The organism is Microcystis sp. M113S1, assembly GCF_020246945.1.
Classification (GTDB): domain Bacteria; phylum Cyanobacteriota; class Cyanobacteriia; order Cyanobacteriales; family Microcystaceae; genus Microcystis.
Map to the genome: position 1 here is coordinate 1 of NZ_JADBSA010000171.1, position 22408 is coordinate 22408.

At 40.5% G+C, this 22408-nt stretch carries 21 protein-coding genes and 2 pseudogenes; 7 read left to right on the forward strand and 16 right to left on the reverse strand.

The genetic code is table 11. The features are described 5' to 3' along the window. Nucleotides 1–126 precede the first annotated feature (126 nt). The 5 genes and pseudogenes from IM319_RS08675 to rfbF all read right to left on the reverse strand — a co-directional run bounded on the left by IM319_RS08675 (nt 127) and on the right by rfbF (nt 4771). A complete protein-coding gene (locus IM319_RS08675) occupies nt 127–579 on the reverse strand; it encodes a hypothetical protein (protein WP_287735307.1) in 453 nt (150 codons plus the stop codon). A 74-nt stretch (nt 580–653) separates the two neighbouring features. Then, nucleotides 654–1799: a CDP-glucose 4,6-dehydratase gene (gene rfbG / locus IM319_RS08680; RefSeq protein WP_287735308.1), complete on the reverse strand. Its 1146-nt coding sequence runs from the start codon at nt 1797–1799 to the stop codon at nt 654–656. Between the two features lie 324 nt (nt 1800–2123). Continuing rightward, nucleotides 2124–3443 (reverse strand): hypothetical protein, encoded by a 1320-nt coding sequence (locus IM319_RS08685; RefSeq protein WP_287684665.1) that lies wholly within the window; start codon nt 3441–3443, stop codon nt 2124–2126. A gap of 234 nt (nt 3444–3677) precedes the next feature. Further along, nucleotides 3678–3956 (reverse strand): annotated as a pseudogene (locus tag IM319_RS08690) (GDP-mannose 4,6-dehydratase); the annotation flags it as partial. Further along, on the reverse strand, nt 3941–4771 hold the full coding sequence (gene rfbF / locus IM319_RS08695) for a glucose-1-phosphate cytidylyltransferase (protein ID WP_287735310.1): 831 nt from the start codon (nt 4769–4771) through the stop codon (nt 3941–3943). The gene rfbF and the pseudogene IM319_RS08690, both read right to left, overlap by 16 nt. A gap of 360 nt (nt 4772–5131) precedes the next feature. Here rfbF and IM319_RS08700 point away from each other — a divergent pair, with 360 nt between their 5' ends. After that, complete coding sequence (locus IM319_RS08700) at nt 5132–6703, forward strand: hypothetical protein (RefSeq protein WP_287735311.1); 1572 nt, start codon at nt 5132–5134, stop codon at nt 6701–6703. Nucleotides 6704–6984: 281 nt separating this feature from the next. On the opposite strand, the pseudogene IM319_RS08705 reads toward IM319_RS08700, so the two are convergent. The 10 genes and pseudogenes from IM319_RS08705 to IM319_RS08750 all read right to left on the reverse strand — a co-directional run bounded on the left by IM319_RS08705 (nt 6985) and on the right by IM319_RS08750 (nt 15748). Further along, nucleotides 6985–8025: pseudogene (locus IM319_RS08705) on the reverse strand (IS630 family transposase). Nucleotides 8026–8065: 40 nt separating this feature from the next. Continuing rightward, complete coding sequence (locus IM319_RS08710) at nt 8066–8392, reverse strand: glycoside hydrolase family 75 protein (RefSeq protein ID WP_287735312.1); 327 nt, start codon at nt 8390–8392, stop codon at nt 8066–8068. Nucleotides 8393–8868: 476 nt separating this feature from the next. Further along, the gene (locus IM319_RS08715) at nt 8869–9873 is read right to left on the reverse strand and encodes a hypothetical protein (RefSeq protein WP_287735313.1); all 1005 of its coding nucleotides are present in this window, start codon (nt 9871–9873) and stop codon (nt 8869–8871) included. Nucleotides 9874–9909: 36 nt separating this feature from the next. Continuing rightward, complete coding sequence (locus IM319_RS08720) at nt 9910–10311, reverse strand: hypothetical protein (RefSeq protein WP_287735314.1); 402 nt, start codon at nt 10309–10311, stop codon at nt 9910–9912. A gap of 49 nt (nt 10312–10360) precedes the next feature. Then, nucleotides 10361–11521, reverse strand: coding sequence for a hypothetical protein (locus tag IM319_RS08725; protein ID WP_287735315.1), 1161 nt, complete (start codon nt 11519–11521; stop codon nt 10361–10363). Nucleotides 11522–11562: 41 nt separating this feature from the next. Continuing rightward, on the reverse strand, nt 11563–12135 hold the full coding sequence (locus IM319_RS08730) for a cell wall hydrolase (protein ID WP_002781980.1): 573 nt from the start codon (nt 12133–12135) through the stop codon (nt 11563–11565). 75 nt (nt 12136–12210) lie between these two features. Next, nucleotides 12211–13314: a peptidoglycan recognition protein family protein gene (locus IM319_RS08735; RefSeq protein ID WP_287735316.1), complete on the reverse strand. Its 1104-nt coding sequence runs from the start codon at nt 13312–13314 to the stop codon at nt 12211–12213. A gap of 65 nt (nt 13315–13379) precedes the next feature. Beyond that, the gene (locus IM319_RS08740; RefSeq protein ID WP_287735317.1) at nt 13380–14186 is read right to left on the reverse strand and encodes a hypothetical protein; all 807 of its coding nucleotides are present in this window, start codon (nt 14184–14186) and stop codon (nt 13380–13382) included. A 55-nt stretch (nt 14187–14241) separates the two neighbouring features. Then, nucleotides 14242–15024 (reverse strand): DUF2778 domain-containing protein, encoded by a 783-nt coding sequence (locus IM319_RS08745; RefSeq protein WP_002781976.1) that lies wholly within the window; start codon nt 15022–15024, stop codon nt 14242–14244. Nucleotides 15025–15064: 40 nt separating this feature from the next. Continuing rightward, nucleotides 15065–15748 (reverse strand): hypothetical protein, encoded by a 684-nt coding sequence (locus IM319_RS08750; RefSeq protein WP_287735318.1) that lies wholly within the window; start codon nt 15746–15748, stop codon nt 15065–15067. A 417-nt stretch (nt 15749–16165) separates the two neighbouring features. On the opposite strand from IM319_RS08750, the gene IM319_RS08755 reads away from it, so the two are divergent. Then, entirely contained in the window at nt 16166–16894 is a 729-nt protein-coding gene (locus tag IM319_RS08755; protein WP_287735319.1) for a hypothetical protein, read from the forward strand. A gap of 217 nt (nt 16895–17111) precedes the next feature. Here IM319_RS08755 and cysK read toward each other — a convergent pair whose 3' ends face one another. Further along, nucleotides 17112–18071 (reverse strand): cysteine synthase A, encoded by a 960-nt coding sequence (cysK, locus tag IM319_RS08760; RefSeq protein ID WP_286825478.1) that lies wholly within the window; start codon nt 18069–18071, stop codon nt 17112–17114. A gap of 289 nt (nt 18072–18360) precedes the next feature. Here cysK and IM319_RS08765 point away from each other — a divergent pair, with 289 nt between their 5' ends. From IM319_RS08765 to IM319_RS08785, 5 genes are all read left to right on the forward strand, one after another. Further along, on the forward strand, nt 18361–19056 hold the full coding sequence (locus IM319_RS08765) for a hypothetical protein (RefSeq protein ID WP_287735320.1): 696 nt from the start codon (nt 18361–18363) through the stop codon (nt 19054–19056). Further along, nucleotides 19053–19415 carry a hypothetical protein gene (locus tag IM319_RS08770; protein ID WP_287735321.1) on the forward strand — a complete coding sequence of 121 codons (363 nt, stop codon included), beginning with the start codon at nt 19053–19055 and terminating at the stop codon, nt 19413–19415. Before IM319_RS08765 ends, IM319_RS08770 begins: the two co-directional genes overlap by 4 nt. 15 nt (nt 19416–19430) lie before the next feature. Beyond that, on the forward strand, nt 19431–19961 hold the full coding sequence (locus tag IM319_RS08775) for an HNH endonuclease (protein WP_287709237.1): 531 nt from the start codon (nt 19431–19433) through the stop codon (nt 19959–19961). A gap of 421 nt (nt 19962–20382) precedes the next feature. Beyond that, nucleotides 20383–20505, forward strand: a complete 123-nt coding sequence (locus IM319_RS08780; RefSeq protein ID WP_002737208.1) for a hypothetical protein — start codon at nt 20383–20385, stop codon at nt 20503–20505. Nucleotides 20506–20529: 24 nt separating this feature from the next. Next, on the forward strand, nt 20530–22170 hold the full coding sequence (locus IM319_RS08785) for an MBL fold metallo-hydrolase (protein WP_287735322.1): 1641 nt from the start codon (nt 20530–20532) through the stop codon (nt 22168–22170). The last annotated feature ends 238 nt before the right edge of the window (nt 22171–22408 follow it).

Sequence of the window (22408 nt, forward strand, 5' to 3'; positions counted from 1 at the left end):
ATTCTTGGGCTGCCCATTTCTCCATTTTTTTGCTTACCTCCACCTTAATTCCTTCTTTCAAAACTATACCTATCAATCGTTTCCCCTTTTTTTAAGTTTCTTCTCTTTTTGTTAAGAAAGATCTGACTAATGGATAGCTTTCAATCGAGGGATCAATCCGGGCTGAGGCCAAGGAAAAACAAGATAGTAAGGATTCCAAATAGAATTACGGTTTTTCTGGAAATCCACGGGATTATGAACAATATTTATATGGGCAGGTGGATAAAACTGTTGATCAGATTTCATCGCGATTAACATGGCATTTCCTCCTGGATATTTGTAAAAACGGGTAGGTCGGCCAAGATATTTTTTGATCTCTAGCAAGGTTTTATCAAAACTTTTTTTATCTGCGAACACAATTCCTTCTTCAGGAATTGTGTTAATAACTTCACAATCTAAACCCGCCTTTTTAAGATAGATATAACTCGTCGCAATTTCTCCTGAAAAATGATCATGAATACCAAGGAAAGAGTCGGGATCTTGTCTATTAAGTAACCGCATCTCCCTTTCATCTGTTGCGTAGAAGTAAACTTTGGTCATATTTGTAGAATTTATCCTAACGGTGAGGTACGAAGTCTCTGGTTTTGGGGAACGCCGGAATGTGGCAATAAATATTATGGAACACAAAAGCTACCTACTTTTTCACTGAAGACATCGGCCTGATATAGCTCGATCTGTGATCGGGTTAAGTTTTGAAACCCTTGATTATTGCTAGGTGCAATTTGATTGGCTTGGCGATACCAAAGAACGGTTTCTTGAACTGTCCGCTCAAAATCCCAGACGGGTTGCCATTTTAGGCTATGGAAAGCCTTATCTGTGACTAGATTAAGCAATTTAGCCTCATGAACAGCATTCGGATCACTTTGATCGAGCCAAGTCCCTGGCCAAAGTTGTAAGATAGACTCAACTAACTCTTTAACTGGACGATTAGAAGTCAGAGACGGACCGAAATTGAACGCCCCATATAACCCCCGGCTGTCTTGCTGCCAATTAGCTGTCATCAACTGCACATAAATCGACTCAGCCAACCGTAAATAGCCACCTAAAGGCTCTAAAACGTGCTGCCAAGGGCGAGTCGCTAAAGGGTTCCGCACGGGAATCGCTTCCGACTTGATCAAAGCCCGCATCGCATCGGGTACAATCCGATCTAGAGACCAATCTCCTCCACCGATGACATTTCCGGCCCTGGCGCTGGCAATGCCGATGGGGGTTTGAGGGGTTTTAAAGAAGGAATTTCGCCAAGATGCGATCGCCAATTCCGCCCCCGCTTTGCTAGAACTATAGGGATCATAACCCCCTAAGGGGTCATTTTCCCGATAACCATAGACCCATTCCCGATTCTCATAGCACTTATCGCTAGTAATAAACACGGCGGCACAGGGATGAGTCAGGCTTTTGAGGGCTTCTAAAACGTGAATAGTCCCCATAACATTTGTGTTCCATGTTTCCACCGACTCAAGATAAGAAAGCCGCACTAAGGGTTGTGCCGCTAAATGAAAGACTACATCCGGTTGCCATGAAGCGATTAAACGAGCCACTAACTCAGCCTCTCGAATATCTCCTATATGGTGGCTCAGGTTTTGAGCCAAGTCCAATTGCTCAAATAAGGCCGGGGTGGTATTGGGGGCTAAACTGAGGCCTTTGACCTCTGCCCCCAGATGGAGTAACCAAAACGCCAGCCAAGACCCCTTAAAGCCGGTATGACCAGTAATAAAGACCTTTTTGCCAGTCCAAAATGCTTCCTTTACCATATTTTCCATCTAGCTTGTCCAGTGTCATAAAGGTGATTGAGTAGTTCCATTTCTCGATAAGTGTCCATACACTGCCAAAGCCCATCAGTCTCATCCCAGAAGGAGAGGGGAGCTATTATTGTCCACAAGTCAAATAGACTCGCTATACCGGGTTTTCAGTTAATTTCATCGGCTTTGTGCAAGTAATCCCTGAAAAGAGTTTTCGTGAAGGCTTAAACCTATCACCCTAACTCTTTGGGAGCCACTATACATGAACTTGACCGAGGATGTCAATTGGTTAAGGGGATTTTACAATTCATCTAGTTTTGCTATATATAGACTGTGGTTAAACTTTTATACGGAAAATTTGCCAGACAATCTCTTATGGACTAAACTTTTTAGCCATTCAGGCATAGAGAGAATTGAAATGTATAATAAATTGGCAGCTAAGAACCAATTGATCATTTCATCAACTAACCAAGGATGTAAGAATGGACTTGCGTAAAAGGTTGCCACTATAGCGACTAAAGCCATACTGGAAGGCAAGCTTAATTGATTTTCTTGCTTAATCCAATCCAAGATTTGAGGAAGGGCAAAGATTAGAAAAGTTAATTTGTAATCCACAACAAGCCCAATAACAAGAAAATTTCCTAAATAAATGCCTGCTGCAAGACGGAAATAATCAATATATTGACTTTTGTCTAAAGATTTGTCCGAATCTGTTAAGACAAAATCAGAACTAAGCCATTCTTGAAAAATCTTAAATTTCGACAATAAAACTCTGGTAAAGATTAATATCGTCAATAAACTCATAATTATATACATCATATATCTGAGCGTCTTTTTAATATCAGTTTCTCCGCCAGTAAATAAAGAAAGATTTGATAGAAAAGATTTGACTTTTAACAAGAGGGCTTTATAGCCAAAACGATAATACACGGGATCACCATCACCACTAAGTGCTAATTGAATGTGAAGGTCGGATATAGTTTTCATCTCCCCTATACTAGCGAGAAAATAAGTAATGAAAGCAGTGGTAAAAATAGCTGCCAAGAACAGAAATAGATTTCTTTTTTCTTTAATAATTACTACCAGACCGAAAATTGGGAATAGTTTAATAACCCCAGCAAAAAATATTAATAAATAGGCACACAACCTAAAAATTAATGCTCGGCTATTCTTAATGATCATTAGTCCGATTCCAAGCCAAGAATAGATAACAATATCTGCGTTGCTACGTTCGACTAAAAGCATTACCGGTGGTGAGCATAAAATTAGGGCATAAACTACCGCTTCTTGATAATTTAATCTGCCAATGATGATTAAAGTAACAACATAAAAGATTAAAGCAAATAAAACTCCTAAAAATATAGTATCACGCATCTCTAACCCCAGCCAAGTCAATAAAGACCAACTACTGGGATAACCTATTTGATTGAAGCAGGAATGATTTGTTAGGGAAGTTTCTCCAGTCAATCGCTCACAATCAAAAGCGCCTAATACGTATCTAAGATCCAAAAAAAGGTTTTTAAATGAAGTCACAGGAACTCCCATTCTCCTCCAAAACTTGTGATAGGGAACAAAAAAATTAGCTAGATACAATAACCCAAAATATCCTAAGAGTGCAGCAACTACCAAAAATCTGCCATCAATTTTTGATTGCTTTTTGAGCATCTGCTTAATCTGGAGATGTATTGAATTTAATATGTCCACTTACTGCCTCCTGCTATTAAAGAATTGGGGAGCATCTCACCTTTGTAACCCCTAAATTAGGTTTTATGTCAAGCTATTTTGAAAGCCTTGCTAGAAACCAGTTTTAGGGACAAGTATAATTACTCACTTGCATAAATGAGATGCTCCCAAGGATTGATTATCTGTCAATTACTTGAGTTCGGTATAGGACGCTCATTGCGCCGCTAAATGAAAAATCACATCCGGTTGCCATGACTTGATTAAACGAGTCACCAACTCAGCGTCCCGAATATCTCCTAGATGGTGACTCAGGTTTTGAGCTAAGTCTAATTGGTCAAATAGGGCAGGGGTGCTATTGGGAGCTAAACTGAGGCCTTTTACCTCTGCCCCCAGATGGATTAACCAAAACGCCAGCCAAGACCCCTTAAAGCCCGTATGACCCTTGATAAAGACCTTTTTGCCAGTCCAAAATGCTTTCTTTACCATATTTTCCATCTAGCTTGTCCAGTGTCATAAAGGTGATTGAGTAGTTCCATTTCTCGATAAGTATCCATACACTGCCAAAACCCATCATGCCTATAGACGGCGAGTTCTCCTAAGGCGGCTAGGGTTCTGAGGGGCTGTGCTTCAAAAGTCGTCGAATCTCCCTCAATTAAATCCAAAACCTTGCGATTTAAGACAAAATACCCCCCATTAATCCATCCTTCAGCCGTTTGGGGCTTTTCTTGGAACTGACTGACTAGATTATCCTCAATCACTAACTCGCCAAAGCGAGAAGGAGGACGAACCGCCGTCATAGTGGCTAATTTCCCATGAGAGTAATGGAAATCCAACAGATCCGCAATATTCACATCACAAACCCCATCCCCATAGGTGGCTAAAAAGATCTCGCTTCCGCTTTGATCTATATAAGATGTGAGACGTTTAAGACGACCTCCCGTCATGGTTTCCTGTCCCGTATCAACTAACCAAATACGCCAGTCTTCTTCCTCGTGTCCACTATCGAGTTTGGTCACTTTTTTATTGCCTAACTCTAAGAGGACATCACTTTGATTCCAATCATAGCTAAAGAAATAGTCCCGGATTATTTCCCCTTTATACCCTAGACAGAGCATAAAATCAGTTAAACCATAGTGGGCATAAGTTTTCATGATATGCCAAATAATTGGCCGATTTCCGATGGCAATCATCGGTTTAGGCCGAAATTCGGTTTCTTCCCGCAGTCGGGTTCCTTTGCCACCACACAAGATGGCCACGGGAATGTTGGACTTATAGTCCTTAACTGTTAAACTGACCGATTGTATTACCATTAGATTATATAGTGAAGGGCTTTGAGAGTGACATCATCTTATCGAGGCAGTTTAACACGGGATTACCGATTGTGTCCAAGATTTGTCTAAAAAAATTTTTGTTGAGCGAGTGTACCTAGTTTATTGCTAAACAGTCTCTTAAATCTTATAGCAGTTATCTTCATGGTGAGGTACGAAGTTTTCCTTTTGGGTAGTCGGTCGTCCGCCGGCGATACTAAATCAGGTTATACTTCGTCTTGATCAGCAACGCTAAATTCTAACCGAGTAGGACTAGAAATTCGTGCTACCATGCGAAGATAAATATTCGGGGATACGGTCACGAAGCTACCAGAAAATTTTAGGATAAAAATACCGACACTTATGGGGAAATCAATCAATAAAGTCCGAGGAACGGCACTGATTTTAGGGATTCTAGCGATCGCCTTTGCCTTTTTCACCAGGATTGTCAGTATTTTTGAATACGTTACCTTCGATATCGGACCAGATCCCGATCAGATTACTCTTGGTTATCTTTGGATGGATATGTGGAAGGGAAACTTTCCTCAATTGGGACCACCGGGGGGGGGTGGAAAATATGGATTCACAATTCCACCCCTCTATAGTTATTTAGCATTTCCTCTGACAATTTTCGGTACTGCCCCCGAATTTCAAGTCCTTACCAATGGCCTATTTTCTTTTCTATCGATTCCCCTCTTAATCTACTTTGTTTATCAACTTTTAGAAAATGTAGAACAAGATAAACGTCTTCTCCTGTCCAGTTTGGCAGGATTTTGGTATAGCACGATTTATGCGGACTATTTCATTAATAATTTTTCCTGGGGTCCTAGCCCAATACCCTTTTTCCTGCTCGTTTTTGCTTTACTCTATCGGTTCCAGATGGAAACGACTAAGCCGCTGCTCTATCAGGCTATAGCTTGGATATTCTTCGGGATTACTGTCGCTATATTGGTGAGTTTACACACCACCACGATGTTAATTATCCCAGTGACTTCTGTTATCGCCTCTCTCTGGTTTGTTTATCGAAATCGAAAGAATACTCGTAAATGTCTTTTGCCTTTTCTATCGATTCTCTCCGCAAATCTCGCCTTGATTATGTATTGGAATAGTGAGATAGTTCGGAATTTCGCCAATACGAAAGGAATGTTGAGAGCGCTCACGGAGAAGGGGGCGAGCGGTGAACCATCGAGCAATCTGTTCACCCGTCTATTTAAAGCGATTTGGGAAATGGTTTATCTGGGCAATCAAGTGTTTTTTTTGAATGATAATATATCGATTTTCAATGTCGTAGTTTCGGCTATTTTTTTCGGCATTTCTCTATATATAGTCATCAAAAAATATCGAGGGAATAAAACACTGATCGGCTTTTTGGCGATTACTTGGATAATTTTTCTCTACGCTTCCTCTAATTATCCTGATGAGCATTTTTATTCCCATCGTAAAATCTTACTCTGGTTTGCTCCTATACTCTTGGCGATCGCTAGTCTGGCCTATCTAAACTTGACTAAGACTTTCGACAGGATCCTCGGTCTAGTTCTAGCAATTATCATCGGCTATTCGATCGCAACTAATCTCTATTTCAATCAACGTTATCTTGCTAGTAAATACGGTTCCGAAAGACTCCTATCCGTGGCCGATACAGTGGAAATTATCAATCAGATTCCGGCCGGTTCAACCCTTTGTGATCCGGCCAAGAAAGGCAAAAGAAAAGAGCATGGTCAGTATGATTATATCGATACCTTTATGACCAAAAGAGAGCTAACGATAACCAATGCCTGCCCATCGGGTAGTTATTATATACAGCCGAAATTTAAAATGGCTATCCAAATGAACGATTTATTTCCAATTTTTACCCTCGCCAAAACCCCCCCTCTCGATCGCCCGATGACTTCCCTTCTGGAAACCCCAGAAGCCTATCTCTATAAAATCGAGTAGCAATACCTCAACCGCGATAGCGAAATTTGATCGGGATATTCTTGAGAAAATTTTTGCAAAGGGTGACAAGTAGCGGGGCTGTCTAGGAAAGCCATATCAATAATACCATCGTGCTAAAATAAGGAACCTCGAAAAACACAACTTATGGAAAATCAACCGGACAGGTTTACTCGATCGCCTTCCTCCGGAACTTCATTACAGACCAAAATATATATCTTGAGTTACTTTAGCAAGAGCTTTAGAGGTAGGCGTTTTTAGCTAAGGAAGTCTCAAATTATACTTTAGACGTTCATAATCTGAGATTTATTAAACTTCTGAAATCGTAGAGTGAGCAAGGAATCCAGTTCTTTTTTATGTTTCAGATGGGCATCATTCAGACATTCATAAATAGCTGAAGAAAAGTCAGAAAAGTTTTCATAATATTTACCATATAAACATTTATTTTTGACCAATTTCCACAGCCTTTCAATTAAATTTAGATTAGGCGAATAAGACGGCAGATAGAGTAGCTCTATTGACAAAGAAAGAGCCAATTCCTCAACAACTTTACATTTTTGATAGCGGGCATTATCTAATACTAGAGTGATGGGAATTATTAGTCCTAAAGCAGCTATTTTTGACCGGAGTTCACAGACTTGAGTTGCTGTAATATAAGTGTCATATGTTACCATAATAACTTCATGGGTTATCGCATTTAATGCTCCCAAAACATTAAAGCGTTTACGCCCGCTCGGCGACTTAACGAAAAGTCTCTCAAAACACCAATACCGAGAAAAGCTCCCATAACAAAGTGAGCGGCATCAACAAAAAAAAACAGCCCTTTTTCCTTCTTTAGCCTCATTTAGTCTTGGTTCTAGCTTTTTTTCTTTGTAGTCTTCTTGTGCATCTGGGTCAGCTTTAGAAGGAAGAGAAACCACTTTTAAACATTTCATTCCCATTGATTTCAAGAATTTCCTTACTTGGGTGGGACTTCGTTTTATTCCCGTCAATTCTTCTATTCTATATACAGCTTCATTTATTGTGGCTGGTGGATTTTTCTCGAAATATTTTTTGAGCGTTTCTCTTTGAGACTCTAATTCACTTTTAGGGCGATAGAAGTTGATTTCTTTTAATTTTTCTATTCCGCCCTCTTGATAATCTCGAAGATAAGTTAATAAGGTATTTGGCGAGATTCCTGCTAACTGACAAATTTTTGGGTGCGATATTTTTTGACTCTTTAACCAAAGAACTTCCATCTTAAGTTGAACCTGGGGATGGGGATGATGAAATCTTTCATAATACAGTGAGTTCTTTTCTTCTTCCGTGAATTCTAGGTTAATTATGTTTTCAATGAGTGCTTTGCTTCTAATTATGACCCTTAAACTATATTATTGTCTTTGAGTAAAAAATGCAAGTTATAGCCGTGCAAAGTATAACACCGCTACTCACACCACCTGTTCGGGGACTAGAAGGAATGGCCAACGCTTCAGCAAGGGCAATTGAACCCTCGCCAATTTTGTTGGATGGACCAACATCTGCATAAATCGCATTGACAATCTTGCCGTTTTTACCATTAAAAACCACGGCAATATCCCCCAGTTTTGCCCCGGCACTGCCACCACTGGGGAGAACAATATAGGGTATCCGAGTAGAACCAACATAGCGACTGGGATCAGTTTTTGCCCTAGTTCCATCCTGTAAAGCTGTCATAGAGACAAAATAACCTTGATAGGGTCCAGAGGGTTGCTCATAAGCTCGATTAGGATTTTGAGGGTCAGGGACAAGAATATTCTTCCATCAAGACGTATTTGGATAACCGGCATTTTTCAGATCATCTAAGCCAATATTGTCTGGGTGATAAGCATTAGGCGCACCATCGGCATCAATACTCATTTTTGATTGATAGAAAAAAGCGGTTTGTCCTGAAATTTGCCAAACAGAATGACCGCCAATTTCAAAGAGCTTCGTTCTTGGTTCACAGCTTATGGGAGACGCTTTAATTTCTAAAGTAATCTTTTCACTAGCAACAGAATGATTATCTTGATCAAATCCTCTCGCTTCAATTTGACGTTTGCCGTTGTCAGTAAAACGATAAGAGACTGACCAATTGCCATTAGAAACTAAGCTATTACCGAAGTGCCACTTACTTTAAACGGTCGGCCCATGGGCATTGTTAGAATACGGAACTAAAGATTCGACAGATTGAAACCACGATTTAAAGGATAAATACCCGGTGGCAACCAAAATCCTTCGGTATAGCCATTCTCCCATTGCATAAAAACATGATCGAAGAAATCGAGGTTTTCAGCATGAAGGTCTTTAATTTGCCATTTAGGCCCGTTTATTCCGGTTTCGTGTTTGCCCTGTTGATCATCCCAATAATTCTCTGGGTTGGGAAATTGAGTCCGTTTTGCTCCATCTTTGGTGATGTAATAAATGTGATCCGATTGATCCTGATTATTTCGAGGCCATCTTGCTCCAATTGCCCCACGAGGTGCTAGGTAATCTTTTTTCAGAAAGTAGAGAAAACCGAGACGACGCAGTTTTGTCTCAACGCCTGTAACTCGAATATTCTCAGTTGAAAAGGGATCTTTAAACAGTGCTTTGACAGTGGCTAATCCTAACTTTTCAGCCAAATATTTCATCACACAGGAGACAGAATAAGCACAGGGATATTTAGCAATAGATGTCTCTGGGTCCTGTTCAACTAATTCGTTTAGTTTGTTTCGACCTTCCTTCGTTGCTTCCATAAAGGTTTTTTTGGACTGGAGGATGGGTAGGATTTCTTGTTCAAATAACCGGCATCCTTCGGCATCAGTTAACCTGTGATCGGTTGGTAGGGAATTGGTGTGTTGGAGTTTTTTGTAAGCATCTAAAACTAAACCCCCATAAATAGTTTTAGTATAATCTGAGGAATCTGCCACATAAATTATAATGCTGGTTTCTTCTTCATGATTAGCTTGATCATAGCCAAAGGCAGTAATTTTGCGATCACCAGGATTCGTGAATCCTGAATAAGTAATCGACCAAGAACCGTCTGTTTTAACCTGACCACTGCCCAAGGGATATTTGTCATCTGCTTTGAGTTCTACAGTGACTATTCCAGAATTTACTTTGCCTGTAAAAGTAACAGGTTTTAGACATTCAAAGCGAGCATCATTAGTGGGGCTAAGAATTTGTAAGGTACTCATACAGTTATCCTTTAAAGTTGACCTAAGATTGAATTTCTAAACAGTCATCAATTTATCTAACTGATTGACTAAGTTAATTAGCGTTGCAGGGGTTCCTAGCTTAACTGCCAAGATTACTGCTCCAGCGAGATTGACAACACACTTGACAATATCGATCAATTTGTTGGTCTTTTGGACTCTTTGAATAGCTTCCTGCGCTTCCTGAATAGATCTTTGAATTCGAGTCGCTGGGGCTTCTAAATCGGTTAGAATTTGTTCAAAGATAATCAGGCTCAAATCATCCACAAATTCTAATAATCTTCTCTCATAGCGAGCAATCATTAAAAATTCTTCAGGAGTTAACTTACCTTCATTAAATAATTCATAGCGTTTTTGCTGGAGAAAAGGGACTAAGTTTAGGATTTTCTGAGCAAGGTATTTAGCGTCTGAGCGAGTCATTGTGTTCATCATTTCACCTCAAATTAAATAGGATAAATAGTAAGCATCTCTAGTGAGCTTTTTTGTTGAGTTTATCCACTAAGGGTTTAGCTTCTTTGAGATAGTTATCTAAAACTTTTTGAGCTTCTTTTAATTGTTCCTGAGAAGGAGGCTCTAAGTTTTGATAGATTTCAGCCGTTGTGGCCGTAGAATTCTGAGTACAGAATGATTGAATTGCTTTTTTATCCATATTATTTCCGAAAATTATGGCTAGTTCATGATGATTTTGAGCCGTGAGAGATAATAATGCAATATAAGCGTCTGCTTGCTCTTTTCGACCGTTTAATTGAGCCTTTTCTTGGGTATATTGTTGGGTAATTGTTTGAATTTCATTGACCAACTCTTGCATATTATTGCGATAGCGAGTGGGTGCTTGTTGAAATCGCTCTTCAAAGTAACGATAGAGTCCACCTTTTTCACTTTCTAACCAAGTGTCTCGGTAAAGTTGATTAACTTCATTGAGCAACAAAATATATTGTTGAAAATTTTCATCTTGGCAAACAATAACAGATTTAAGGTTTTTACGCTGAATGGGCTTAACAACAAAATTATCCAGTAAAAAGCCAACAATATTTTCTCCCGCTTTAACATAATCTGAATTGATCTGCACGGATATTTTAGCTTTTTCAAATATGGAATTGAGATTGGTAATGGCACTCCCAATATCCGTGAGACTTTGGTTCAGTGAAACCCGTTGATCACCTGCCAATTGTCCGAGGGATTCTAAATAATTGACGGCAAGAAGATTGGCTTGAATGGTAGATTTAGCGACGGGTTTAAAGCGATCGCATCGTTCATCCATTCTAATCGGGGGAAACTTATAAGGATTAGAATCTCCCGTGACTGGAAATTCTTCAAATCCTTCTAATGTTCTTGTCCGACTATTTTCACGAGTTAAAACGCCAGAAGGAGACGGAAATTGAGTTTGAGCAAAGGATGATTGGAGTTTCTCGGTTTCATCCAGTCGGTTTTCTCGTCTAAGACAGGATTCATATATATCTTTTCCCAGCTTTTCAGATGTTTCTTGAATTGTTCCTGATACCTTACTAAATTCTCGGACTTGGCTTAAATCCTCATGGCAACCACTGGTTATTAGAGTCAGCGAAATCAGAGAAATCCAAAGACTTGATTGCCGAAGATTCGCTTTGACATTTTTACGGTGAAGTTTCATAGAAAACAACCTCCTTTTGAGTTTATTTCTCTAACTTTTACTCAATCGACATTTTTGTAGAACAAATGATTACCAATTGTTTTTGTTAAGGTTGCACCGTGAGTCCAAGAAGGTTTAACGGATTTTGCATGATAATGAGTTGCTCCATTCGTTGGATCAGGGATAGTGCGGGTAAGAACTTTTCTAGCACTTTCACGACAATTATCGAACACTGGGTCGCCTATTTTAACCGACTTGATTTTTGCTCGATTTGCATCTGAAGGATTCCAACAGGAAAACTGCCAAGATTTAAGACATACGTTTACAACATCCTTGCCATACCATGTTTGTTTAGCAACACGATTAAGAATGACCCAACCTACTGCAATTTGTCCCAGTTCAGATTCTCCGCGTGCTTCCCCATAAATTGTTCGAGCCATAATATCCGAAGCGTCTGGGGCCACCTCACCGCTATCACTTCCAGAATCAGGTAAATTAATGGGATCGCCAATTTGAATTAGATTGGGATTAGAAATTTGTGGATTAAGATTAAGCAATCTTGTGAGGGATAAATTATGGTTTTGGGCAATTTTGTAGAGGCTATCTCCTGCCTTAACTTTGTATTGATTCGCCATGAGCTTTTCTCCTGATAAATTTGGGAAACATCGGTTAGGTAAAATTGAAGCCAAACCTAACTAATTTAAGATCACTTAATTTGACAATGCCCTTTTAACGGCTTGACGAATTTGCTCTAAACGCACAGTTGTGCCATTCGGTGTTCCAGGGCAAGAATTATAATCACGATCGCGGTGTCCTAAAATACGAGGAAGGTTGCGATTGGGGTTTCCAGAAAAATAGGTGGGAGTAGAAACAAGAACAGTAGGATCATTAATGCCCATCCGTTTACACAACTGAGTGCAAAGAGCAACCGCAGAATTGAATTGTGCGTCTGTAATACTGCTTGATACATAGTTTCCATCAAAAGCAATACCAAAACCGTCATTAACTTTGTCATGCGCCCCTCGTTTGCGGTCATAACGACCTTCATAAATACGACCACTGGGCATAATGACATAGTGATAGCCAATGTCAGACCATTGGAGGGAATTTACATGATAATCGCGAATACTTATCATGCGCTGAAATTCGCTGGTTTGGTTTGCACTCGGAGACAAAGCAGGATTAGTAGTGTGATGAATGGTAATGCGTTGGGCATTAAGATTGGGAAGGCTAGAAGGAGTAGGCGGTGCGCCCCAAACTTGACGAGTGATAATGTTAAGGGTAGGAGAACTTTCTTGAATATCGATCTCTTTTTGGAGCTTTTCTTGATCTGATGCAATGACTTCTAGCAATCGCCGTCCACCTTGAGAAAGGACAATCTGTGCATCCCACTTCCCCCCTTCAACGATGGGTTTAGCCACATCAAATTGCCCATCAATACGAATTAGCAATTCTTCACCATTAGCAAGGTTATCGACTTCTCCCTTAATGACAAAAGGTTCTGATGTTTTGATAGTTGTAGGTAGATGGGTGATGCGAATAGTGGGAACAGCTTCCACTACTTGAATATTGGCGTATGCTGTATTATCTGTGGGATCGCCAATGACAATTTTTAAGCGGCGATCACCCGCAGACAGAAAGACAAAGTTAATTTGCCAAGTTCCGTCATCTGCAACGTTTCCCCCTGAGACTTTATACTGATAATCAATGATTAATTCAACGGGTTTTTCTCGTAGATCATCTGATGCTGTTCCTTTAATGACAACATTCTGATTAGTTTCGATTGTTTCGGGAACACTGGTAATAGTAATCATGATGACTTCCTCCAATTTAGTAAATGGGTGAAATGGGAAAACTTTAATTTTTTAAATGAGGGGAATTAATCCTCATCTAAAATCAAACTAAATTCGATAGTTTGTAAGAGATTTCCATCTCGATCTAAAGCACGGAATTTGAATAAATTCTCCTCTGTACTATCCAGTTGAATCTCAAATTTCCATTGTCCATCGATCGGTTCAACTTCCCCGATAATGAACATTACCTCTGCACTAACAGTCGTAATAATCTTGGTGACAGAAGCATTTGCCATCCCTGAAAAAGTAAGCGGTTTACTAATATTATGAACCGTTTCAGGGGTTGGGGACTCTACTGTAAAAACAGATTCTGATAAGGATATTGGCGCAGGTTTTGCAATATTATTGTATTCAACAATTAAATCAATTGATTCAAATCCTTGCTGATGATAGTCAGCCATAAATGCTTGAAGTTTTTGCCAATCTTGAGCATTAATTAAGCCAATTGATCCAGCAGAACCAGGAGGATCATCATCAAATTGAATGGCAAAACTTCCCCGTTTAACACCATCTGCATCTACAGTATTTGGCTCAATCAAATAAAAGTTTTCCTCACTCTTGGCTTCTGAAGTTAAGTCAAAAGGTAGGGTCGAAACAGTATAAGCAGGAATACCCACTTTACCACAGCAGGGAATCGGACCCCGACCAATCAAGCTTTGAGCAGAGATAAACTGATAGAGAGGAAACCCTGATGTTGCCTCATAAATATTTTTTGCTTCATCTTTTTCCATAATCGCCAATTGACCTTTCACTAAGGTCTGATAACTATCATGTATCTCCTCTAAAGATGAGGGATCGTCATTCAAATTCATCGTAAACCGTAGCCAACTCATAATCTTATCCTCCTAGAAATAGGTAAATTAGGCACAATTTTCACTCGAAATAAATCTAGATAATGGTGAGTCTGAATGAAATTGTTTGCAGTAAACGGCCAGACGAATTGTAGGCTTGAAAAGTGAAAGGACGATTGACTCCACGGTTTAAAAACTTGTAATCAAAACGCCATGTTGCACCTGCACTGGTCAGTTCAGCAATTTTGAAAGGACCACCGGGACCGACTAAGGCGATGATTTTTGAGACTTCTGGTTTTGCCGTTCCTGAAAAGGTAATAGAGGTATTAACAGGTTGGTTTTGACCTGAAGTGGGTTGCTGTACGGTGAAAACTTGAGATTGAGGTAGCAGCGGAGAACTACCGTTGTACTGAACAATTAAGTCAATACGATTATGTCCTCGTTGACGATAGGCTTTAAGATATTGATCGTAATCATTCCACTCAGAACGAGTTCGGATGACAATACAACCAGCAGAACCAGGACTGCGATCATCAAAATGAATACCAAATTGACTTCTTGCAATACCATTAACAAATATCCTTCCCTCAGACCATCGCGAATTGAGAATATGATAAAAATTGCTACGGATTCCAGGTGTATTGGTATGATTAATTGGAGAGGTACTAACAGAATAATTGGTTATGCCAACCTTGCTGCAGGATGGAATCGGTCCTTTAGCCCTTGTAGATTGATCATTGAGGCATTGATACGGAGCATATCCTGATGTTGCTGTCCAAGATTTAATGGAAGTGTTTCCTTCCATGACATGAAGTTTGCCTTGACGGAACTGATTAGTTCGTGATGTTGGCAAATCCATTTTAAAGAGTAAATAAGCCATAATTGATTCTCCTTTCTAATCAAAAGTGTTTTTCGATCATTTAAGCAATTACTGTTGTCCCGGTGATTAAATCTTTAAACTTTGCTGCAACCTGATTTTCCCAAGCCTGAAAAATCAGATCATCTTCAAATAATTTTTGAGGATTAATGGTAGAATTAGGATTGATCAGAACTCCGATATCTCGGTATTCAGGTTGCTCATCTAAAGCGTAAGCTGCTAACTCACTACAAATCCATTTATCAGGACAATTAAGAGCTTCAGACAGTAATTTTTTGATTTTTTGCCGTGATAAAAGATTGAGTATCTGACCGGGTAAACTTCCAGAAAAGGCATGAGCTAGGATTAGTTTATAGTCATATTTTTTACCTACTTCTGGTTTGAGAATCTCAACAATACGCTCTGCAATCTCATCAGTTAAATCTTTGGGTTTGCGGAAGAAAATTTGGCAATTAGAAGGTTCAAAATAGGGTTGTAGAGGATTTTCTTCTACCATATTCGTGCCAGCATTCGCTTCAATACAGGTATTTTCACCGGTAACGATGAGAGCGTGAGTAGCAGAAATATTGCTCATTTTATCCCACTTAGTAAAATAAGCGATTCCTTGACCGACTGGATGTGTTCCGTCATAGGTAAAACCGATGTAACCCTTGTTATAGTTAACTCCGTAAACAGGGTTCAAGGTAACAATTTCAAGTTCGGCTTTTTGTTGTAGTTGAGTAGTCATTTTTTTGCCTCTCAGAACGTAACAAAGGACGTTTTAACTCTGTTCGGAAGTGAAATAGATGAGTTAGATAGCTGGCGTGACTAGGTAAAATTAGATGCGGTATTTATACTTACTACTTTAGATCGTCTATCAGAACTTGCTGCCCTAAAGATGGCAAATTAATATATTTCTTGAGGTTTCTATATATAAGTTTACAGAATATTGTTGAGCTATTTATTAATAAAAAAAGTTGAGTTTGATTGCAAACCATCTTAATACCTAAGCTCGCCAACCTGAACTTTAGCCGATTCTCGATCGCAATTTTAGCCCACCCTAGCACTGCGCTCTTTTCCTTGGGAGGATTTTTACCAAGAAAAATGATCTGTCTGCCTGAGAACAGGCTATAGTAATCATCAAACCCTCAGCGAAAAACTTCCCGTGTCTTCAGTATTCCGTCTTCGTCCCTATTTTTCCCCCGCTCTGCAGCGTCGAGTCATCAAAACTCTCGCAGCAAAAAAAACCCGCCAATTCTTGACATGGGCGGCAGCTTGTGCTAGTTTTTTGCTCCTCTGGGCGTGGAATTGGCAGTTAGTTTTGGCCACTTTAACCGGGGTGGGGGCGATGATCGGAGTTTACCATCTCCAGGGTCAAAACTGGCGCTCGCTGTGGCTGTGGGGGCGTGCTTTTTTCAGTGCCGATAGCGGTAAGTTAACTTTAGCGGTAGTCTGTGGCGGTTTGGGCAGTTTAGCCACCTATCTCGCTCTGGCAATTTGGACTTATGCCGAAAATCGCTGGTTGGCCCTGGCCTCAATTTTGCAAGGATTTGGCACGGTTTTGACTTTAATCCTGCTAGGATGGCATTTTCTCGACCATCGCGGTCAAAATGAGTCAAAAAACTTTGATCGCTGGTTAGAAAAATTAACAGTCAATGATCCCTTAATGCGCTTAATGGCAGTCCGACGTTTAAGTGAAATGCAACTTTCCCCCAGTCGTCGAGAACAATGCCAAGAATACTTCCGTTATCTTCTCTCGCGAGAAACCGATACGCAAGTGCGATCGGCTTTACTCGATAATTTTGCCAGCAAAGAAGCAACCAAACCGCAACCTCTACAAATGCCGCTATCGGTGAGAAAATCCGTCCTCAAATCAGTGAACAGTAAACAGTAATCAGTGAACTGAAAACTCACATCTGATACTAAATCCGTTAAGTATAGGCTACTTATGAGGAGAGGCAAAAGGGAGAATAAATAATCAGTTTTTAATAACCGGATTTAGTATTATAACTGATAACTGATAACTGAATGCTACCCCACCATGAAGATAACTGCTATAGTTAAAGCTAAGGCTAAATGCTGACTGCTAGAGGCTGAAGACGATATTTTTTTTACACCAAAGTTAACTCGCGCTCCTCGATATTTTGGAACATCAGCGTACTCAGATAACGTTCCCCGAAACTAGGCTGAATCACCACAATTAATTTACCCTCATTTTCCGGTCGTTGGGCCAATTGAATCGCCGCACAAAGATTGGCACCGGAAGAAATCCCTGAAAGCAAACCTTCTTCTTTTGCCAGACGACGACCAAATTGAAAAGCTTCCTCATCACTGACAGTAATTACCTCATCAATCAGATCTGTGCGTAAAACTTCCGGAATAAAACCCGCACCGATACCTTGAATTTTATGGGGACCGGGATTACCACCAGAAATCACTGGACTATTGAAAGGTTCCACCGCGACTACTTGAAAACTAGGTTTACGGGGTTTAATTGCCTCAGCGACTCCCGTAATCGTGCCTCCAGTACCCACACCTGCAACAATAAAATCTACCTGTCCCTCCGTATCTTGCCAAATTTCCTCAGCAGTGGTGAGACGGTGAATTTCCGGGTTAGAAGGGTTGCGAAATTGTTGCAACATATAAGCGCTGGGGATACTATCAACGATTTCCTGAGCGCGTAAAATTGCCCCTTTCATACCTTGGGAACCGGGGGTAAGTTCTAGGGTAGCACCGTAGGCTTTTAACATCGCCCGGCGCTCTAAACTCATCGTTTCCGGCATAGTTAAAATTAAGCGATAACCCTTAGCTGCCGCAGTCATCGCTAGAGCAATTCCCGTATTGCCAGAAGTGGGTTCCACTAAAACCGTGGTTTCTGGATTGATTAAACCCGCTTTTTCGGCGCTATTAATCATGTGAGTGCCAATCCGGTCTTTGACGGAAGCAGCGGGATTCATCCCTTCTAATTTCATCACAATTCGGCCAAGACAGCCCTCCGCTTGGGGAATCCGATTCAATTGTACTAAAGGTGTGCGGCCAACCAATTCGGTAACATCGTGAGCGATACGCATGATATTTTCTCGGTCTAGGTGATTCGTGTGCTTAGTTATAGCGGTAAGCTCTGTGCTTTAGCGTTTGAGAATTTCCTCACTAGCCAAGGAGGCGCTATATAGCTCACTTATAGCAAAGGCCAGCCCTAGATCGGCAAAATTTCCATTTTCCTTTGTTTCTTCAGTCGGTCCGAGTTGATTCCCAGAAACAGGCAAAACTACTATGACCGAATAAGATTGCTTTTTTCCAAAAGCTTATACTTGTATTAAAATAACTATAGATTAAGTTACTAAAGTCAGAATTACGGTCATGACCATTCAATCTAATCTAGCTATATTGAAAGAACAACACATAGAAATTAAGGGCTATTTGATCGATAGGTTAAAAGCACGTCATCTAGAATGGATTGTAGAACATCTTGATGATCCTGTAGCGGCGGAATTGTTCCAGATTATCATACAAGAACGAAATGATAGAGCCAAAGTTAATTCAAATCAGTCCTTGCAAATATCCAGACACGAGGGCAAAATTGAACAGTTAGGAAAAAGTAATCAGAATTTATACAACGAGAATGTTGAGCTTAAACAAGAAGTCAGTTATTGGCAAGAAAAAGTTAATGAATTGCTACAAACATTAGAGCAGTTACGTCAAGATTTATTAGACTTTGATCAATCTGAGATTTATCGTTTAGGTCAATGGTTAAAGGCTAGTCTATCTAAAACTGCCCGGGAACGTCAACAGGCTTTACTGGAAAAGGAATTAGTTCATAAAGACAGTTATAATCTAGCGGTGAGCGATCTAAAAAATACTATTCAGCAACAACAGGATGGGATTACACAAATAAAAGAGCGAGCAATCTCTACAGTTGAATCTCTGGAAAAAACTAATGATAAACTACGAAGACAACTGGGGGATATTAAAAAATATATTATTAATAACTATGGCGATAAAAAGTGGCAAGAAATCACTCGTTACTTTGCAGATGACCAGGAACTGAAGCAATGAATTTACTAAAAGAAATGAGCTATCGCCAATGGCAAAAAAGAAATAGTGAAGTATTTCATGGTCTTTCCCCAGAGCAACAAAGACAAGCGAGAAAAAAGGGCTATTATAATATCGGCTGGGGAAAGGTTAAAAGCTCTTGGGAGCTTCTTCAGGATTTTAAAAATAATACTTATAAAGTTGTCAGTTTATTTGAGCATGAATTAAATAAGGGAAGTCTTGTCAAAGCCATTGATTTAGCAATTATTGAGTCTGAAAATGCCAAAAAAATGTCTGAGGAAGGAAAACAAGAGTTAGAAAAAATCTCTAAAAATTTGCATAAAATAGCAGATAAAGCTTTGGCTAAATATCCTTTATTATGATTATTCTGTACTGCCATGACTAAAATATCAAAATCAAAGTTGTCTCAATTATATAGCTCCGATGAAATTGCAGAAATCTGGAATGCTAATCAACATCTAGCAGTTATCAAACATCCCCAAAAAGGATTAATTAGCCCGAATCAATATCGAACAATGGCCAAAGAAAAACCCTGTCCTTTTTGTGGCAAAAAGATGAAACATGGCGAAGAATTTAAAACTTCTTCTCAGTCAGAAGCTGTCAAAAGGGGTTACGAATATAATAATTCTCAAGGGGAAAAAGTTATTAATCAAATCAATCAGATATTTTTTCATCCCAATTATGTCACTATCGATCATATAATTAATAAAGCCCGCTGTCCCGAAAAAATGTTTGATTTTGACAACTTACAACTGGTCTGCTGGCAGTGTAACCAAGCAAAAAGTGATGATAATGCCTATGAACTTCGTCACACTTATGAGTATTTATCTAGCCTAGTCGATGAAACAGCACTTCGTTATCCTCTTCTTGAAAAGACCAATGACTTAGCAGAGTTTAACAAATTTTAATTTTAATAAACTTTAATTAAGTTTATAATCTGATTAAATAGCCTTCAACTCTAATCGAAAACTCATAGTAAAATTCCACTATAATTGAATTGAGCTAATCTGCGTCAAAATGAATAACTTGTTTGCTTTTGCTTTAGGTCTAAAAGAGACAATTTACACCTATCATTACGTCGCACTTTAGCAAAGGATAATTTAAAGTCAGGCTAAATTTTTGTGAAATTTTCTTGACTATTATGACAAAAGATGCTAGTTTTTCAGATAATTATCAGTAGTTTTTGATGAAATTATCACAAATTACTGGCAAGTTTAACTATTAAAAGAGGTTGAGCGCCCAGGGACAAATCCGAAACCTAGCTGCTAACAACCGAAAAAGTTAGGTTAGTATGAGGGGAGATACCCTCTGAGGAGTTGCACTAATTATATGGACATCAAATTAATCTTGTTGGCATTGACGGCCGTATTCACCGTCTCTTGTCTCTTTTTCGGCACCCGCAACGGTTTTTACGATAGCGATAACTACGATGGCAATGGTTCCGCTCACTAACCAGTCATCATGATCAGGGTTGCCATGGTTCAACGCTCTACTGCCGTCTGGGGGTCAAAATCCCTTTTATCCTGTTTACCTTTTGGTGTCGGTCACGCATCAGAAGGGGTTTGTCTCCTACTGAAAATCGGTTCCTATCGCATACTTTTAGATTGCGGTTTGGCCGATATGCAACCCCTGACCCAAAACAAAAAACCCCCCGTGGATCTGGTGTTCTGTAGTCATGCCCACAGCGATCACATCCGTGGGTTAATGGCTCTCCATCAGACCTATCCCCAATTGCCAGTTTATGCCAGTGAGGTGACAGTACAACTGCTGCCCCTACAATGGCCGGATGCTGCCGAGGAAATCGGCAGTTTCTGTCAGGGTTGGCCATGGCGATCGCCGATCGCTCTCTTTGATGATCTCACCGTCGAGATTTTTCCAGCTGGCCACCTCCCTGGGGCTGCCGTGGTCCTATTCACCTACAAAACCCCCAAACGCACCTATAAAGTCCTCTATACCGGCGATTTTTCCCTGTCTAATTTTCAACTGGTGGAAGGATTATCGATCGATCTGCTGCGGGGAGTATCCCCCGATGTGCTGATTATTGAAGGCAGTTACGGCACAGAACGCCATCCCCACCGACGACAGCAGGAAAAACAGTTGATGAATCGCATCTATCAGGCGATCGCTGAGGGGCAAAATGTCTTACTACCCGTCCCCGCTTTGGGATTGGGTCAGGAAATTTTAAAATTACTGCGGTCGCACCACCAATTCACAGGCCGCGACATTGATATCTGGGTTGGGGGCAAGATCGCTAAAGCTTGCGATGCCTACCTAGAAATTTTACCACAATTTCCCGCATCTGTGCAAAATTTTGCCAAACATCAGCCCTTATTTTGGGATGAGCGCATCTGTCCCCGGTTGCGAAGGTTGCCAGAAAAACCGACACCTCTAGGGGGAACCACTCCGATAATTCTACTAATCGATCGCCTAGAGGAGGTGAGTAAATATCTGCAAGGGGATAAACCTTGGTTAATGTTAGCTCCCCAACACCTGCACGATATCAACCTGGAGAATCCCCGATTAAAAGCGGCACAGCGTTCGCGATTAATTAGCCAAGAAACCTATCTACTGGCCGAACATAGCGATAGTCGCAACACCACCCAACTGATCCATAACCTGCGACCACAGCATATCATGTTCGTCCATGGCTCGCCCCTATATCTAGCGGATTTGACCAGTTTAGAAGAATTACAAAGCCGTTATCAACTCCATTCTCCGGCCGTGGGAACTCTGGTGGAATTGCCTATTGGCGATCGCTTTATGCAACCGACACCCCCGGCCCCCAGTCACTATGAGGGAGAATTAAATGAATCGGATTCGATTGTCACTATCACCTTACCAGAGCCGATCACCCGGGATCCCCGGTGGAGTAATTTCGCCGATACGGGACTGGTGGAAGCGCGCTGGCAAGGGGAAGAATTATTATTACGGGGAGTCTCCCAACGGGAATTATTAAGCGAGAGTCCCAATCGCATCACCAAAGCTTTAGAGGAGATGGATTGCTGTCGTGTCTGTGTCCACTACAAAAGTCAGCGCTGTTGGAATCCCGCTTCTCCCCTCTACGGTTTTAAAGTGGTTGCCGAAGGCTATTGTCCCGTTTTTGAGGGCAATATATAGGGTTTGCTGAAAAAATCTAAAAACCTTATCCAACAAGGTTTTTAGACTTTTTTTCCCTCAAAAAGTGCCGACCCTTGGAGTGATTGGGGGAAAATTCCGGGACTTTTTCCCTGAAAATTAGGTAATTGACCACCTGAAAATGGGTAAAACCCCACACCCCACACCCCACACCCCAACCCCCAACCCCCAACCCCCAACCCCCAACCCCCAACCCCCACCGAAAAACTTTTTCAGCAGA

What these genes read in the sequence shown, in the direction of transcription:
- IM319_RS08675 (WP_287735307.1), bottom strand. Translation starts at nt 579, where the DNA reads ATGACCAAAGTTTACTTCTACGCAACAGATGAAAGGGAGATGCGGTTA.
- rfbG (WP_287735308.1), bottom strand. Translation starts at nt 1,799, where the DNA reads ATGGAAAATATGGTAAAGGAAGCATTTTGGACTGGCAAAAAGGTCTTT.
- IM319_RS08685 (WP_287684665.1), bottom strand. Translation starts at nt 3,443, where the DNA reads ATGCTCAAAAAGCAATCAAAAATTGATGGCAGATTTTTGGTAGTTGCT.
- rfbF (WP_287735310.1), bottom strand. Translation starts at nt 4,771, where the DNA reads ATGGTAATACAATCGGTCAGTTTAACAGTTAAGGACTATAAGTCCAAC.
- IM319_RS08700 (WP_287735311.1), top strand. Translation starts at nt 5,132, where the DNA reads ATGGGGAAATCAATCAATAAAGTCCGAGGAACGGCACTGATTTTAGGG.
- IM319_RS08710 (WP_287735312.1), bottom strand. Translation starts at nt 8,392, where the DNA reads ATGACAGCTTTACAGGATGGAACTAGGGCAAAAACTGATCCCAGTCGC.
- IM319_RS08715 (WP_287735313.1), bottom strand. Translation starts at nt 9,873, where the DNA reads ATGAGTACCTTACAAATTCTTAGCCCCACTAATGATGCTCGCTTTGAA.
- IM319_RS08720 (WP_287735314.1), bottom strand. Translation starts at nt 10,311, where the DNA reads ATGACTCGCTCAGACGCTAAATACCTTGCTCAGAAAATCCTAAACTTA.
- IM319_RS08725 (WP_287735315.1), bottom strand. Translation starts at nt 11,521, where the DNA reads ATGAAACTTCACCGTAAAAATGTCAAAGCGAATCTTCGGCAATCAAGT.
- IM319_RS08730 (WP_002781980.1), bottom strand. Translation starts at nt 12,135, where the DNA reads ATGGCGAATCAATACAAAGTTAAGGCAGGAGATAGCCTCTACAAAATT.
- IM319_RS08735 (WP_287735316.1), bottom strand. Translation starts at nt 13,314, where the DNA reads ATGATTACTATTACCAGTGTTCCCGAAACAATCGAAACTAATCAGAAT.
- IM319_RS08740 (WP_287735317.1), bottom strand. Translation starts at nt 14,186, where the DNA reads ATGAGTTGGCTACGGTTTACGATGAATTTGAATGACGATCCCTCATCT.
- IM319_RS08745 (WP_002781976.1), bottom strand. Translation starts at nt 15,024, where the DNA reads ATGGCTTATTTACTCTTTAAAATGGATTTGCCAACATCACGAACTAAT.
- IM319_RS08750 (WP_287735318.1), bottom strand. Translation starts at nt 15,748, where the DNA reads ATGACTACTCAACTACAACAAAAAGCCGAACTTGAAATTGTTACCTTG.
- cysK (WP_286825478.1), bottom strand. Translation starts at nt 18,071, where the DNA reads ATGCGTATCGCTCACGATGTTACCGAATTGGTTGGCCGCACACCTTTA.
- IM319_RS08765 (WP_287735320.1), top strand. Translation starts at nt 18,361, where the DNA reads ATGACCATTCAATCTAATCTAGCTATATTGAAAGAACAACACATAGAA.
- IM319_RS08770 (WP_287735321.1), top strand. Translation starts at nt 19,053, where the DNA reads ATGAATTTACTAAAAGAAATGAGCTATCGCCAATGGCAAAAAAGAAAT.
- IM319_RS08775 (WP_287709237.1), top strand. Translation starts at nt 19,431, where the DNA reads ATGACTAAAATATCAAAATCAAAGTTGTCTCAATTATATAGCTCCGAT.
- IM319_RS08780 (WP_002737208.1), top strand. Translation starts at nt 20,383, where the DNA reads ATGGACATCAAATTAATCTTGTTGGCATTGACGGCCGTATTCACCGTC.
- IM319_RS08785 (WP_287735322.1), top strand. Translation starts at nt 20,530, where the DNA reads ATGGTTCAACGCTCTACTGCCGTCTGGGGGTCAAAATCCCTTTTATCC.